The 15287-nt window shown below is 65.4% G+C and carries 8 protein-coding genes; 1 reads left to right on the forward strand and 7 read right to left on the reverse strand.

What is annotated here, in order from left to right:
* Positions 1-87: 87 nt before the first annotated feature.
* The 5 genes from FHT09_RS03700 to FHT09_RS03720 all read right to left on the reverse strand — a co-directional run bounded on the left by FHT09_RS03700 (position 88) and on the right by FHT09_RS03720 (position 11142).
* Positions 88-2769 (reverse strand): glycoside hydrolase family 2 protein, encoded by a 2682-nt coding sequence (locus FHT09_RS03700; RefSeq protein WP_181141271.1) that lies wholly within the window; start codon positions 2767-2769, stop codon positions 88-90.
* Between the two features lie 21 nt (positions 2770-2790).
* Positions 2791-5277 carry a family 20 glycosylhydrolase gene (locus FHT09_RS03705; RefSeq protein ID WP_181141270.1) on the reverse strand — a complete coding sequence of 829 codons (2487 nt, stop codon included), beginning with the start codon at positions 5275-5277 and terminating at the stop codon, positions 2791-2793.
* A gap of 246 nt (positions 5278-5523) precedes the next feature.
* Positions 5524-6579 carry a glycosyl hydrolase family 18 protein gene (locus FHT09_RS03710; protein WP_104605651.1) on the reverse strand — a complete coding sequence of 352 codons (1056 nt, stop codon included), beginning with the start codon at positions 6577-6579 and terminating at the stop codon, positions 5524-5526.
* 14 nt (positions 6580-6593) lie between these two features.
* Complete coding sequence (locus FHT09_RS03715; protein ID WP_104605649.1) at positions 6594-8273, reverse strand: alpha-L-fucosidase; 1680 nt, start codon at positions 8271-8273, stop codon at positions 6594-6596.
* Between the two features lie 208 nt (positions 8274-8481).
* Positions 8482-11142, reverse strand: a complete 2661-nt coding sequence (locus tag FHT09_RS03720; protein WP_104605647.1) for a TonB-dependent receptor — start codon at positions 11140-11142, stop codon at positions 8482-8484.
* Positions 11143-11838: 696 nt separating this feature from the next.
* Here FHT09_RS03720 and FHT09_RS03725 point away from each other — a divergent pair.
* Complete coding sequence (locus FHT09_RS03725) at positions 11839-12855, forward strand: glucokinase family protein (RefSeq protein ID WP_104605645.1); 1017 nt, start codon at positions 11839-11841, stop codon at positions 12853-12855.
* A gap of 280 nt (positions 12856-13135) precedes the next feature.
* Here the strand turns inward: FHT09_RS03725 and FHT09_RS03730 are convergent, their stop codons facing one another.
* Together FHT09_RS03730 and bioA are read right to left on the reverse strand one after the other, a co-directional pair.
* On the reverse strand, positions 13136-13870 hold the full coding sequence (locus tag FHT09_RS03730; RefSeq protein WP_104605643.1) for a 16S rRNA (uracil(1498)-N(3))-methyltransferase: 735 nt from the start codon (positions 13868-13870) through the stop codon (positions 13136-13138).
* The gene (bioA, locus tag FHT09_RS03735) at positions 13861-15279 is read right to left on the reverse strand and encodes an adenosylmethionine--8-amino-7-oxononanoate transaminase (RefSeq protein ID WP_104605641.1); all 1419 of its coding nucleotides are present in this window, start codon (positions 15277-15279) and stop codon (positions 13861-13863) included. The genes FHT09_RS03730 and bioA overlap by 10 nt, the downstream gene beginning before the upstream one ends.
* Between the last annotated feature and the right edge of the window lie 8 nt (positions 15280-15287).

Below are 15287 nucleotides of genomic sequence, written 5' to 3' on the forward strand. Positions count from 1 at the left end.
CCGCTGCGCCACGCGCCGTCTTGGCTGACGGCGCAGCGCCCTGATGCGAGCGCTGCGCCATCGTCCGACGCGTGTTCCCGGCGCGGCTTACTTCGGCTCCGCCGGCTCCGGCGGCGCGCCGGCCAGCGTGCCGGCCAGATTGCGGACCTGCAGCGTGGACTGCAACTGCGCCAGCGCGGCCTTGCTGCTCACGTGCACGGTCAACGGCTCGCCCGGCAGCAGATCGAACGCGTTGTCCGACAGCGTGGCATCCACATCGCCGAACGATAGCCAGACCTCGCGTGCCAGCGTGTTGCTGGACAGCGTCAGCGCGTAGCCATCGCCATCGGCGCGCCACTGGCTGTCGATCTTCACGGCCGGCAACGCCAGCTGCTTGGCCGGCGCAAAGAACACCACCTCGCGCGACAGCAGCTTCTCGCCGTCGAACAACTCGAACACCGCATAGCTGCGCTTGGGATCGGCGCTGCCCAGCAATTGCTTGTCGCTGAAGTTGCCCACCTGCAGGCTGCCAAGCGGTTTGACGGTGACCTTTTCCTCGCGCTTGCTCAGCAGCTTGCCGTCCATGTTCATCACCCGCATGCGCCAGCGGGCCGCCAGCGGGGTAGTGCGGTCAGAGACCAGCGACACCTCGGTCTGGCCCTTGTCGTTACGCAGCGCGGCGATCAGCTCCGGCGCGTAGAACCGGCGGGCGTGGTAATGCAGCGCCTTCCAGCGGCCGTAGTAGTCCACGCTGGACCACGACGCACCCGGCCACACATCGTTGAGCTGCCAGTACAACGAGCCCATCGATTGCGGGCGCGAGGCGCGCAGATGCGAGGCGGCCAGGTTGATGCCCTCGGCCTGCATCAGCTGGCTCAGGTAGACGAAGCTCTCGAAATCCTTGGGCTCGCCGAACTCGCGCCGGATGTACAGCATCAGCCGCTTGTTGCCGTTGCCCTTGTCGAACTTCTGATGCACACGCATCACCGGCGATTCCGGGTCCATGTCGCCGGGTTCGGCGAAGGCACGCACGGTACGCATGTCCGGGAACGACTGCAGGCCGTACTCGGACATGAAGCGCGGAGTGACGTTGAGGTATTCGGTCACCGGCAGCGCAGGGCCGCCCCAGATCTTCCAGTAGTGCAAGTCGCCATCGTTGGCCTGGTCGGCGGCGCCGTCGAAGTTGGTGCCCGGCGAGGTGGACCAGTACGGCACGTCGCTGTCGTAGGTGGCCACCACTTCGCGGAACACGGTGCCGAACAAGGTGGTCATGCCGCGCTCGATGCGGCTGCGTTCTTCCGGGTCCACCGACTGCTTGAACTTGACCCGGTCGCCCCAGTTTTCCCAGCCGGTCTGCACTTCGTTGTTGCCGCACCACAGCACGATGCTGGGATGGTCGCGCAGGCGCTTGACCTGGTCGATCGCTTCCTGTCGGGTGTTCTCGCGGAATTCCACGTCGTACGGCGGCACCGCGCCGCCGAACATGAAGTCCTGCCAGATCATGATGCCCAGCTCGTCGGCCACCTCGTAGAAGCGATCGTCCTGATAATGTCCGCCGCCCCACATGCGCAGCATGTTCATGTTGGCATCGCGCGCATCCTGCAAGGTGCTGCGCATGCGCTCGGGACTCACGCGCGCGGGAAACGCATCCAGCGGAATCAGGTTGGCCCCCTTGGCGAAGATCGGGATGCCGTTGATCACGATCTCCATGCTCTTGCCGTACTTATCCTTCTCGCGCCGCAGCTCCACCGAGCGCAGGCCGGTCACCCGCTTGATCTGCTGGTTGTCGCCATCGGCGTCGCGCACGCTGGCCACGAAGGTGTAGCGGTCCTGCGCGCCGTAGCCGGCCGGGAACCAGCGCTTGGGCTTGGCGATGCGCACCGGCACATCGATACGGTTCTGCCCCGGGTCGACCACCGCCTGCTGGGTGAATTGCCCAACCGACTGCCCATCCGGGCCGAGCACGTCCAGCGTCACCTGCACCGGCCCGCTGCGGCCGGCCTGCAGTTCCAGCTGCGCCTGCAACTGCGCGCTGTCGGCATCCACGCGTTGCTGGGCGATATGCAGCCCGTCCACGCGCACCGCATCCCAGGCTTCCACGCGCACGTCTTTCCAGATGCCGGCATTGACCATGCGCGGGCCCCAGTCCCAACCGAAGTTGTACGGCGCCTTGCGCACATAGGTGGAGCTGTGGCGCGACTCGGGCTCGTCGCCGAAGGCGGAATCGTAGGCGCCCGGCAGCGCGTACGGCTGCTTGGCCAGCCAGGGCTGGATCTTCTTGATCGGCGAGAACAGCTTGACCTCGAGTACGTTGTCGCCGCGCTTGAGCAGGGGTTTGGCATCCACGCGCCACTGCCGGAACATGTTGTCGGCGCTGAGCAGCGGCTTGCCATTGAGGGTGACCTCGGCAAACGTATCCAGGCCGTCGAACACCAGCTCGACATGCTCGCGCTTGAGCGTGGCTGCGTCCACGTTGAAGCGGGTCTGGTACTGCCAGTCGCTCAGGCCCGCCCACTGGATCTTGCCTTCGTTGTCGCGATAGAACGGGTCCGGCACGATCTTGGCGGCGATCAGATCGGTCTGCACCGCGCCCGGTACCTGCGTCGGCAACCAGGCCGCCGCCTTCGGATAGGTCCTGGCCTGTTCCTGGCCCGGCACCAGCCGCACCTGCCAGCCGCTGTCCAGGGGTGTTGCCGTGGGCGGCGCGGCCCAGGCCTGCGAGATGGCAACGGCCAGGGCAAGCCCGAGGCGGGCGGGGGCGGGAACGCAACGATGACGGGGCAGGGGCATGGATGACTCTCCTTGGATGGATCAGCGCGTGGCGGCGGGGGGCGCCTGCGCGGTGGTTTCAATCAACTGGACGGCGCCGATGGCATACAACGGGCCGCGAATCGGCGCGGTGAAGCGCAGGCACAGATCGTGGATGCCGGTGCGTGCAGGCAGTACGGTTTCCAGCGTGAATTGTTCGCCCACGATGGCGCTGTCGGGCAGCTGCACGCTGGCGATCAGTTCGCCCTCGCAGCCCAGGCGCACTTCCAGCTCGCCGAGACGCGTCCTGGCGGAGTACTGCACCACCTTGGATTGTTCGTGGGCCAGGCCGAAGTTGTTCGGCAGGCGTGCGGCCTCGATCCGGATCGCGCCGACGCCGTCCAGGCGCGCCTGCGGATAGAGGCGGCAGGCATGGAACAGGTCGACGTTGTAGACCGGCGTGTCGGCGCCGGTCAGCTCCGGCAACAACGGCAGACGCAGGCCGAGCGCACCGGTGTCCACGCAATCGCGCAGGCCCTGGGTGTCCACGCGCAGCAGACCGGCACGATCGAAGGTGCGGCTGCGCGGGGCCGCCAACGCGGTGCCACCGGCATCGAAGGCGGTGGCCTTGACCGTGGTCGGCAGCTGGATCGTGAACGGCACCGCATAGCGTGGCGATGCCGGCGTGGGATCGCTGCCGTCGGTGGTGTAGTGCAGGGTGCCTGTACCGGCCTGGGTGCCGAGTGCCACCTTGGCCGGGCCACCGGCCAGCACCGGGTTGGGGCCGCTTTCCAGTGCGATATCGGCAGCGAAGGCGCCGTCGCTGTAGTCGATGCCCAGCGCCTTGTAGCGCTGCAGCTGCGCCGGCAGGCGCGCCAGGAAATCCTTCCAGCTGCGTGCAGCCACCGGCGACCAGGTCACTTCGGCGATGGCGGACAGACGCGGGAACAGCGCGTGATCCACATGCCAGCGCGAGGGAATGTATTCGGACCACAACGCGCCTTGCGCGCCGAGTACATGCGTGGACTGCTCGGCGCTGAGTCCACCAGGTACCGGGTCGAAGGCATAGACCTTGGACAACGGCAGTACGGTCAGGCGGCCGTTGGGTTCGTCGCTGCGCGTGGTCTGCAGGTTGTCCAGGTACAGCCAGTCGCCTGGCGCAAGCACCACATCGTGGCCTTGCCGGGCTGCGGTCACCGCACCGTCGATGCCGCGCCACGACATCACCGAGGCACTGGCAGGCACGCCGCCTTCGAGGATTTCGTCCCAGCCGATCATGCGCCGGCCGTGATTGCTGAGATAGGCCGCCAGCTGCGCGTTGAACCAGCCCTGCATCGCATGCGCGTCCTTGACCCCGAGCTTGCGCATCTGCGCGCGCACCGCGGGCGAGGCTTCCCATTGATCCTTGACCGCCTCATCGCCACCGATATGGATATACGCCGACGGGAACAAGGTCAGCACCTCGTCCAGCACGTTGGTGATGAAGCTCAGGCTGCGTTCGCTAGTGTTGAACAGGTACGGGTTGACGCCCCAGTCCACACCCACCTGCGTGCGCTGGCCGGGCACGCCGACTTCTTCCGGATATGCCGCCACCGCGGCCTGCGCATGCCCGGGCATGTCCAGCTCGGGCAGCACCGTGATATGCAGGCGCGCCGCATAGGCGACGATCTCGCTGATCTGCTGCTGCGTGTAGAAACCGCCATAGCGCTCGGGCGTGCCGTGCTGGCCGGCGCCGGGCGGGGTGCGCCAGGCACCGACCTCGGTGAGCTTGGGGTAGCGCTTGATCTCGATGCGCCAGCCCTGGTCGTCGGTGAGATGCCAATGCAGCACATTGAGCTTGTGCGCGGCCATCGCATCGAGCACATGCTTGACGGTGGCCACGTCGTGGAAGTGGCGGGCCACATCCAGATGCTGGCCGCGCCAGCCAAAGCGCGGCCAGTCGCGGATCGCCACCGCTGGTACGGCGACATCGCCCTTGCGCGCGTCCGGCGTCATCAATTGCCAGGCGCTGATCGCGCCATAGAACAGGCCGGCGCCATCGCGCGCGGTGATGCGGATGCCATTGCCGTCCACATCCAGGCTATAGCCTTCCTTGTGTGCCACCGGCGCCTGCGGTGTGCGCTCCAGGCGGATGCTGCGCGGCGAGGCGCTGGCTTCGGTGCGCACTTCCAGGGCCAGGCCGCGGGTGCGTTGCAACAGGCTGGCCAGCGACTCGGCGCTGCGGCGCACCTCGGCGTTGCCGGTGGGGATGGAGATCACCGTGCCGGTGCCGACGCGAAAGCTGCCGGTGCCGCGCCTGGCTTCGGCCGGGGCGGGAATCAGGGGCAGCGGTGCGGTGGTCGCAGGCAGTGTTGCGGTGTTGCCGGGATTGGCCGCAGGTGCGGTCGCTGCATCGCGTTGGCCGCAGCCAGCCAGCATCATCGTCGCAAACGCCATCCCAAGCAGGCACGAGGAACGTCCGTGCGATGACAGCAGGCGCGACGACAGGCTGCGCGGCAACGGCTGCCTGGATAACGGTGAGCGCAGGCTCGGTGCGGAGTTGGACATCATGCAATCACATCCCGGTGTGGCGGGGGAAACACGGCAGCCACGCACAGTAGCAAAGCCGTGCCGCATGGCGCAGGGACTGGCGCACGCTTCGTCGGGGTGCGCGGCGTGTGGGGTCGCGCAGCAACCGCGCTCCGCATCGTTGTTGCAGAGCGGGCGCGGGCAATGCGCGCATCGGCTTGCAGTGGATGCATTCCGATGCGAACACCGACCGCGCCCGTCATGTTGTGCAGCAGTGCGATGACGCGTTCAGCGCTGCGCGGTCGGCAACTCGTCCCACACCTTCGGGTCTTCGGCGCCCAGCACCCAGCAGCTGAAACCTTCCAGGCCGTACTGCTTCACCAGGTCGTAGCGTGCCTTGAAGCTGCGCGCATCCGGGCGGAACACCCACTCGCGCATGTCGTCGCGGTAGAAGTAGAACCACGATTCCTGCTCGACCGGATCCCATTGCACGGTGGCGTTCTGCTCGATCGCCAGCGGGAACGATTCGTCGGCATCGATGTACGTGGCGGAGATGTTCGACGCTTCGGTGCCGTCTTCCTTGACCGGATTGCCGGTGTACCAGCGGTAGCCGTAGGTGGCGATGCCGAGCGAGAGTTTTTCCTTCGGCACCTGGGTGATCGCGTAGTCCAGGTGCTTTTTCATCCACACCATGCCGTCGACCGGGCCTGGCGTGGTCCAGCGGGTGTGCTGGTCGTAGGTCATGATGCTGACCAGATCCGCGGCCTGGCCCAGCGCCTTGAGGTCGTATGCACCGCGCCAGTACTCCCACATCCACTTGGAGAACTGGCCGCCTTCGGCATGGCCCGGCGCATTGGGCACCACCGCCACCGACAGCTTGAAGCCGGCCTTGTGCAGCGCATCGGCGGTCTGCTTGACCATCAGCGTGTAGGCATCGCGGTCGGTCCAGGCGATGTTCTCGAAATCGAACTGGAAGCCATAGTACTTGTGCTGCTTGCCGTGGATCAGCAGCGATTCGATCATGCGCTTCTTGGCGGCTTCGTCGTGCATCAGCTTGTGGAAGCCGTCGCGCCCGGTGGTCATCGACAGGATCGGCATCACCCGCAGGTTCTTCTGCTTGGCGATGTCGTACAGGTAGGTGTTGGGTGTGCCGTTGACCAGGCCGTTCTGGTCGACGCCGTACCAGGTCGGCACCACCACGTCGATCTTGTCGACATTGGCCAGGAACGCGTTGGTCGATTTCTGCGTGTTCATCAGATAGAACAACGCGGTGGGGTTCTTGGCCAGGGCCGGGGCGCAGGCAAACGCCAGCGCAAGCAACATCCAGGTCAATCGCTTGCTCATGAAAACAGCATCCGTCAGGGAGTGGAAGAAGAAAGATCGATGCGCAGCACGTAGGCGTGCTCGCCCACTGGCTTGGCAGGCAGGCTCAGATGCAGGCCGTCGGCCTGCTGCTCGAACGGCACTTTCCTGCCGTTGGCCAGCAGCGTCACGCCGCGCACGCCGTCGGCCGGCGTGAGCGAACGGATCACCGCCTTGCCACCGGCCGGCCAGCCGAGTTCGATCGCATACAGCGCGCCATCGCGCGTGGTGAAGCGAAAATCCTCGGCGGTGTACGGCTTGGTCTTGACGTCCTGGAAGGTGCCGCCGACCACCTCGGTCGGGCCTTCGCCATACACGCGCCACGGCTTGCTGTCGTAGATCGCGCCGCCGTTGGTCTTGAGCCACTTGCCGATCGCCAGCAGGATGCCGCGCTCGGTATCCGGGATCGAGCCATCGGCACGCGGGCCGATGTTGAGCATCAGGTTGCCGTTCTTGGCCACCACGTCGGCCAGCATGTGGATGATGAAGGTCGGCGACTTGTAGGTGTCGTTTTCGATGTAGCCCCACGAGGCATTGCTGACCGAGGTATCGGTCTGCCAATGGGTGGGATGGATGCCGGTGAGCTGGCCGCGCTCGATGTCCAATGTGCCGGCACCTTCCGGAAACGCGCCCAGCTTGTAGTTCACCACCACGCCGCGATCGGCTTCGGTGCGCGCCGCGCCCTGGTTGTAGTAGTAGGCCAGCATGGTCGGCAGACTGCTGCGGAAGGTGGGGTGGGCAATCCACCAGTCGAAATAGATCAGGTCCGGCTGATAGGTGTCGATCAGCTCGGTGGTACGCGCCAGCCAGTCGTCCAGCCACGCCTGCGACACCGGCGTCCAGTCGTTGGCCACATCGGCATCGTCCTTGCCCGGCAGACGCACCTGCGCCGGGCCGTACAGCGCGGCATAGCGCGGGTCGTTGACGTCCGAATCGAAGGTGCGTCCACCATCGAAGAACCAGTTGTGCTCGGCGCGGTGCGAAGACAGCCCGAAGTGCAATCCCTGCGCGCGGATCGACTTGGACAATTCGCCCAGCAGATCGCGTTTGGGACCCATCTTGACCGCGGTCCAGTCCGACAACCTGGAGTCGTACAGCGCAAAGCCGTCATGGTGCTCGGCCACCGGCACCACATAGCGTGCGCCGGATTGCCGGAACAGCTTGGCCCAGCCATTGGGATCGAACTTGGGTGCGGTGAATTTGGGGATCAGATCCTTGTAGCCGGAGCGCGCCTGCGGCCCGTAGGTCGCCACGTGATGGGCGAATTCCTTGGAGCCTTCCAGGTACATGTTGCGCGAGTACCACTCGCTGCCGAACGCCGGCACCGAGAACACGCCCCAGTGGATGAAGATGCCGAACTTGGCGTTGTCGTACCACGCCGGCGATTGATAGGCCTTGAGCGCAGCCCAATCGGGGCGGAACGGCCCCTTGCGCGCGCCTTGTTCGGCTTCGCGCACCAGCCGCTCGCGCTCGGGTGCGTACTTGGCGGTGGCGCTGAGCCACTGCTGGTCGATCTGTGCCGGGCTGAGCGTGGTGGCGGTGGGCGCGGTGGGCGATTGCGCGCTGAGCGTGGCAGCAGGCAACGCGAGCAGCAGACCGAGCGCGGGCATTCGCGTTCTGGGTGCAGCTCCGGCGTGGCGGCGGGATGGAGCCGCAGGGCGGCTATCGGTCGTCATGGGAACTGCACTCCTTCAAGCGAGACATGGCGGTTGCAGCGCAGCCGGCACGTGGATGGCAAAAGCGGGCCTGGCCATGCGCCCTCAACCGCGAAGGGGCGTGGCCAGTACCACTCCTTGGTACAACATCGAGCTGTGCGCTGCATGCAACGCACAGCTCAAAAAAAAGCGCGCCACCGTGGAGGGTCGGTGGCGCGCCGGTGCTACATCAGAACTTGAAGTTCAACTGGGCCTGATAACCGCGGCCGTTCTTGTAGAACGCCGTGGGGGTATCACGGGTGTTGCTGAAGACCCGATAGGTGGAATCGAGCAGGTTGGTCGCGCCGAAGGTGATGCCCATGTAATCGGTGATCTGGTACGAGGCGGTCAGGTCGAGCTGCTTGTAGCTGTCTGCAAAATCTTCCGACGACAACCGGCCGATCTGGGTGAAGTACTTCGAGCGGTAGCTGTAGTTCACACGCACCGTCCAGTCGCCGTGCTCCCAGTACGGGATCACGTTGTAGGTATCACGCGACAGGTACGGCAGGTTCAGACCGGAACTGGAATCGGATTCGGCAAACGTGTAGTTGGCCTGCAAGCCAAAGCCCAGACCGAAGGTCTGCTGGTAGTTGACCGCTACACCCTTGACCTTGGCATCGGAAACGTTGATCGGCGAGGTTACCGTGTAGATACCGGAATTGCCGCTGATCGGATCGGTCAGCTGTTGCTGACTGGTGGTGTTGACGATGTAGGAGCTGATGTCGCGATAGAACACTTCACCGGACAGCATGCTGGACGGCGCGAAATACCATTCCGCAGCAAGGTCGTAGTTGGTGGACTCGTACGGCTTCAAATCCGGGTTACCGCCACCGGCGGTCAGGTTGCCGTTGGCGCTACTGATGCTGAATGTGCCGGCCAGATCGCCATAGCGTGGACGTGCGATCACCTTGGCAGCCGAGAAGCGCAGCACGGCATCGTCGGTGATGTCGTAGGCGATGTTGAAGCTCGGCAGCGCCTTGCGATAGTCGTTGTTCTCGGCCACGCGCGAGTAGTTGGTGCCGCCATCGGCGGTCTGCCAGTACAGCGACTTGTCTGTGGTGTCGACCAGACGCACGCCGACGTTGCCGCGCCACTTGCCGGTCTCGTAGTTCAACTGGGTGTAGAAGTTCTGCGTGATCTCCTTCACCTCGAACGAGGAGCCGTAATCGGGACGGTACGGACCCTGCGGCTGCGACAGCAGATAGTTGCGGATCGAGTTCAGGCTGGCGGTCGGCCAGGTGGTCAGGTCGCCACTTGCGCCCAGACCGTCGTACAGACCGCTCGGGGTGGTACCGGGATTGAACTGGGTCAGCGAGATCGCATCGGTGGTATTGATACGGTTGCCGCGCGCGTCCACGCCGTTGTTGTGGTTGATGTACTTGTAGCCGAACATCAGTTTGGTGAACGGGCCCAGCTCCAGATCGCGTGCCGCATCCCACTGGAAGTATTTCTCTTCGTCGGTGCTCTTCTGATAGAAGATGCCGCCGGCCTGCATCGCGCTGGAGTCCTGCGAACCCGCAGGCAGGCCGGCCGGCGAACCGGGCAGCGTCCAGTTCGAGGCGCCGCCGTTGTCGTAGTTCACCGCGGTGTTCTGGCCGTCGAAGGCGTAGTTGTAGCCGCCGTCGGTCATCAGGAACTTCATCAGGTACTCGGGGTTCTTGCCGCCGGTGGCCTTGGTGTCGCCGACCTGGGTGGTGAACACCCACTTCTCGCCCGACCAGTCGTGACGCAGGTTCAGGCTCTTGGTGGTGACGGTGCTCTCGCGATAGTTCGCGTCCAGCTGTGCGTACGGCTGCCCCGCGGCGCCATCGCCGAAGGTCGCCGAAGTGACCACGCCGTTCTGCACATTGGCGCTGGTGACCTTCTGCAGGTCGTTGTTGCACGCCGGGCAGACGTAACGCGATTCGCTGAAGTTGTTGTACTTGCCCTTGATGTACAGGCCGGTCAGGTTGAACTCGTTCTGCTCGTTCGGCTTCCACTGCAACGCGCCCTGCACGCCACTGCGTTCGCGGGTCTGCTGGAAGAACGCGCTGTTGATACCGGCCGGCACACGGGCGGTGGCTACATCGCTGCCGTCGCCGGTGATGGTGGCGCTGGCGGGAATGTTGGCGCCGGTGGTGTAGCCGAAGTATTCGATACCGGCGCGTGCCAGATCCTGCTTGTCATGCGTGGCGGAGATCAACGCGCCGAAGGTCTCGTCGTCGTTCTTCCAGCTCCACAGCGCCGAGCCGCGCGGATTGCCTTCTTCCGAACGGTCGTTGTAGTTGTAACCGACCGAGCCGCGGATGGTGTTCTTGGGCAGGTCCAATGGCTTGCGGGTGTGCACGATCACCGTGCCGCCGATCGAGCCTTCGTCGATGCGCGCTTCCGGGGTCTTGTAGACCTCCATCAGGCCGATGATTTCCGGCGACAGCAGGGTGTAGTTGAAGGTACGGCCGCTGGTGTCGGTCGGGTTGCCGCCCCAGTCGCCCGAGGCGATGGTCTGGCCGTTGAGCAGCACGCGGTTCAAGGCCGGGTCGGTGCCGTTGATGCTGACCTTTTCGCCTTCGCCGAACTGGCGATCGACGCTGATGCCCGGCAGGTGCGACAGCGATTCGGCGGCGTTGACGTCCGGGAACTTGCCGATGTCTTCGGCGCTGATCGCATCGACGATCGAGTTGGCCGAGCGCTTGACCGCCTGGCTCTTCTCCAGCGACGCGCGATAACCGGTGACGGTGACGGTATCCAGCTCGGTGGTCGTCGACGGTGTGGCAGCAGCAGCCTGTTGTTCTTGTCCGGCAGCCATTGCAGAGCCGGAGCAGTACAGAGCGGCGGTGATACAGAGTGCTAACGTCGTGGTGCGGCTGTGCATGGCTAAACCTCGTTGGTTAGTGCTGTGAGCGCGCCGCCTCGGAAAGGCGTCACGCGCTCGGCGTGGCCGGCAAAACAACACGCCCTGACCGATCGCGGTGATCGCACTGGCACGCGTCGCAAGCGGCGGGTCCAGGTGATTCGCGTGGTAGAGGAGGTGTCCCCCGTGTGGTGAAGCGATAGAGCGACTGCGACTTCAGCGAGTCGGACATCAGGCGATGTCCCGCTCACGAACCTGGAATGCGCCGGCGAGGGAGGGCCCGTTCCTGAGTGGCGAACAGTCCATGGCCCCGCCTGCCATAACTCCGATTTAGATCGAGTCTCGCGTAGCGTTGACAGCGTTGTCAACACATCGTCACAGATCTCTGAAGCGACTGCGATTGCGCTGCATTGCAGCATTTCCGGTTGACGCCATGCACCTCGTCATGACTGTCGTGCAGCGTGCCAATAGCGCGTCTGTGTTGTGATCGGCCGCTTCTATGGGGAATCGCGTATGTGCGGATGAGAGGCCATGGTCTGTGCTGAAATCGTTGCCGCAGGTGCGGATTTTCAGTGGATGATGAAATTTGCGGCATCCTGTTTAAATCGTAACCGTCACGGTTGCGTTGCAAGGCAATTGCTGACAACGTTGTCTGCCGTCACCGTTCGTCTGACGACGGGCGTGACGTCGGCCCGCGGCCACTTATCAGGAGAATGCGTGAGCGCAAGCAGTCCAATGGAAGCGGTGGCCTTTCCGCGCCCCGACACCTTCGTTGCCGCAGACGTAGGAGGGACGCATGTGCGTCTGGCGCTGGTGTGCGAAAGCGTCGATCCACGCCAACCGGTCGTAGTGCTGGACTATCGCAAGTACCGGTGCGCCGATTACCCGGGCCTGGCCGAGATCATGGCCGCGTTCTTTGCGGAGCTGGGCTGCGCACCGGTGCAGCGCGGCGTCATCGCCAGCGCCGGGTATGCGCTGGAGGACGGCAGCGTGATCACCGCCAACCTGCCGTGGGTACTGGCGCCCGAGCAGATCCGCCGCCAGCTCGGCATGCAGGCGCTGCATCTGGTCAACGATTTCGAAGCGGTGGCGCATGCGGCCAATTACATGGCCGGCAATCAGGTCATGCAGTTGTCCGGCCCGCCGCAGGGCGCACCGGGTCCGGCGCTGATACTGGGTCCCGGCACCGGCCTGGGCGCGGCGTTGTGGATTCCCAACGGTGCCAGCCCGGTGGTGTTGCCGACCGAGGCCGGCCACGCCGCGCTTGCCGCAGCCAGCGATCTGGAGGTGGCCTTGCTGCAGGAGCTACGCCGCACGCGCACGCACGTGGCCACCGAGCACCTGCTCTCCGGCCCGGGTCTGTTGAATCTCTACACCGCGCTGGCCGCGCTGCGTGGCGCGCCGGTGCTGCATGCCAGCCCGGCCGATGTCACTACTGCCGCACTGGCTGGGGATGACGGACTGGCGCGCGATGCGCTACAGGCGTTCTGCGGTTTCATGGGCAGCGTGGTCGGCGACATGATGCTGCTCTACGGCGTGCGCAGCGGCGTCTATCTGGCGGGTGGGTTCCTGCCGCAGATTGCCGCATTCGTGGCCGCAAGTGATTTCGTCGCACGTCTGCTCGACAAGGGCGCATTGCGTCCGGCGCTGGAACAGGTGCCGGTCAGTATCGTCGAGCACGGCCAGCTCGGTGTGATCGGCGCGGCCAGCTGGTTCCTGCAGCACGGCCGCTGAGCGCGTGCGCATCGCCCGGTGCAGCTGTCTGCACCCACCGATCAACTCCGCATCCCCGTAGGAGCGCACCAGGGCGCGACGAGGCATTACCGATAATGCCCAATCGCGCCCAGGTGCGCTCCTACGAGCCAGCGTGGGTGTCAGGCCGGGATGCAGTGGACGGTGCAGTCAATGCAACACGCAACGGCCGCATTTCCCCGTAGGAGCGCACCCGGGCGCGACGAAGCGTTACCGATAAACGCCCGGTCGCGCCCAGGTGCGCTCCTACGACGACATGGCGCTATAGATCCCCGAGCCGCGACTGCAGCGCCGCAATCGCGGCCAGCCCCGCGGTTTCGGTGCGCAAAATGCGCGGCCCCAGTTGCAGGCCGCTGAAGCCTGCCTCGGCGAGGGTGGCGCGATCGCGTGGCGACCAGCCGCCTTCCGGGCCGATCGCCACGACCACATGCGGTTGTGCGCCCAGCGCAAGGGTGCCCAGGCGATGCTCGCCGTACGGGTCCAGCGTCAGCCGTAGCGCCTGCCGGTCGCTGGCCTGCGCTGCGTCCTGCAGGCCGTGCGGCGCAGCGACCGTGGGAATGCGCGCACGCCCGGACTGCTCGCAGGCCGACACCACCACGCTGCGCCAATGCGCCAGGCGTCTTTCCAGGCGCGCCGGATCCAGCTTGACCTCGGTGCGCTCGGCGTTGACCGGCACGACCGCCGTCACCCCCAGCTCGGTGGCCTTCTGCAGGATCAGATCCATCTTCTCGCCGCGCGCGATGCCCTGGATCAGGGTGATCGACAACGGTGATTCGTTGCCCAGCGGCTCGGCACGTTCCACCAGTGCGCGTGCCTCGCGCTTGCCGGCCAGGGTGATGCGCGCGTGGTAGTCGCTGCCGTCGCCATTGAACAGCACGCAGGCATCGCCCTCGCGCAGTCGTAGCACACGCAGCAGGTGATTGGCCGACTCTTCCGGCAGCGTCACCTCCTGGTCGCAGTGCAGCGGCAGTGCGACATGGGAGCGGGTCAGGCGCATGCGACGGCCTCCCCGATAGCGTGGCGGGTGGTCGCAGCCAGCAGCGCAAGTTGCGCGTCGTCCACGCAATACGGCGGCATCCAGTACAGCACGTCGCCGAGCGGGCGCAGCACCACGCCCTTGTCCAGTGCGGCGCGATAGGCCTTCAGGCCCACCCGCGCCGCAGCCGGGAATGGCGTGCGTTTGTCGCCGCCCTGCGTGAGTTCGAACGCCACGATCATGCCGGCCTGGCGCACGTCCGCCACCGCGGGGTGTTCGCCGATCTGCGCAGCCAGCGTGGTCATGTGCGCGGCGGTGCGCTGGTTGCGCGCAATGACATCGTCATCCGCAAAGATCTGCAGGGTTGCCAGCGCGGCGGCGCATGCCAGCGGATTGCCGGTATAGCTATGCGAATGCAGAAACGCACGTTCGCGCGCGTCGTCCAGGAACGCGTCGTACAACTGCTGCGTGGCCAGCACTGCCGACAACGGCAGGAATCCGCCGGTCAGCCCCTTGGACAGGCACAACAGGTCGGGCATGATCCCGGCCTGCTCGCAGGCGAACAGGCTACCGGTGCGACCGAAGCCGGTGGCGATCTCGTCGGCGATCAGGAACACGCCATGCGCGTCGCACAATTCGCGTGCGCGGCGCAGATAGGCCGGGTGATACATGCGCATGCCGCCTGCGCACTGTACGCGCGGCTCAAGGATCAGTGCGCAGATTTCGCCAGGGGATTGTTCGAACACCGCCTGTAGCGCATCGGCCGCCTGCAGTGCGTAGTCTTCCGCGCTCTGTCCAGGCTCGGCCAGGTAGGCATCGGGCGAGGGCGCAAAGATCGACTCCAGCAGCAACGGCGCATATACGCGCCGATACAACGGAATGTCGCCGACCGACAGTGCGCCGATGGTCTCGCCGTGGTAGCCGTTCTCCAGCGCCACGAAACGCGTGCGGCGGTGCTCGCCGCGGTTGTGGAAATAATGGAAGGCCATCTTCAAGGCCACTTCCACGCCGGCCGAGCCATTGTCGGCATAGAACACCTTGGACAACGGCGCGCGGCCGGCCTGGCGCGGCGCGATCGCCAGCAGACGCTCGGCCAGCTGCACGGCGGGCGCATGGGTGAAGCCGGCCAGCATCACCTGCTCCAGTTCGCCAGCCTGGCGCGCGATGGCCGCGCCGATGCGCGGTTCGCTATGGCCGAACAGGTTGGTCCACCAACTGCTGACCGCGTCCAGATAGTGGCGGCCGTCGTGGCCGATCAGCCACGCGCCATCGCCACGGGCGATCGGCACCAGCGGAAGTGTGTGCGGGTGCTCGCGCATCTGCGTGCAGGGGTGCCACAGCACCTCAAGATCGCGTTGCCGCCAATGTTCGTCAGCTTGAGAGGCTGCCGGGTCTGCTAGGATTTCGGGCTCATGAACATGTCGATGCATACGCCTAT

It is taken from the genome of Xanthomonas sp. CFBP 8152 (assembly GCF_014199025.1).
Classification (GTDB): Bacteria; Pseudomonadota; Gammaproteobacteria; order Xanthomonadales; family Xanthomonadaceae; genus Xanthomonas; species Xanthomonas arboricola_B.

Excerpts from the sequence above, each read along its gene's own strand:
- FHT09_RS03700 (WP_181141271.1), bottom strand. The coding sequence starts at position 2,769 with ATGCCCCTGCCCCGTCATCGTTGCGTTCCCGCCCCCGCCCGCCTCGGG.
- FHT09_RS03715 (WP_104605649.1), bottom strand. The coding sequence starts at position 8,273 with ATGACGACCGATAGCCGCCCTGCGGCTCCATCCCGCCGCCACGCCGGA.
- FHT09_RS03720 (WP_104605647.1), bottom strand. The coding sequence starts at position 11,142 with ATGCACAGCCGCACCACGACGTTAGCACTCTGTATCACCGCCGCTCTG.
- FHT09_RS03705 (WP_181141270.1), bottom strand. The coding sequence starts at position 5,277 with ATGATGTCCAACTCCGCACCGAGCCTGCGCTCACCGTTATCCAGGCAG.
- FHT09_RS03710 (WP_104605651.1), bottom strand. The coding sequence starts at position 6,579 with ATGAGCAAGCGATTGACCTGGATGTTGCTTGCGCTGGCGTTTGCCTGC.
- bioA (WP_104605641.1), bottom strand. The coding sequence starts at position 15,279 with ATGCATCGACATGTTCATGAGCCCGAAATCCTAGCAGACCCGGCAGCC.
- FHT09_RS03730 (WP_104605643.1), bottom strand. The coding sequence starts at position 13,870 with ATGCGCCTGACCCGCTCCCATGTCGCACTGCCGCTGCACTGCGACCAG.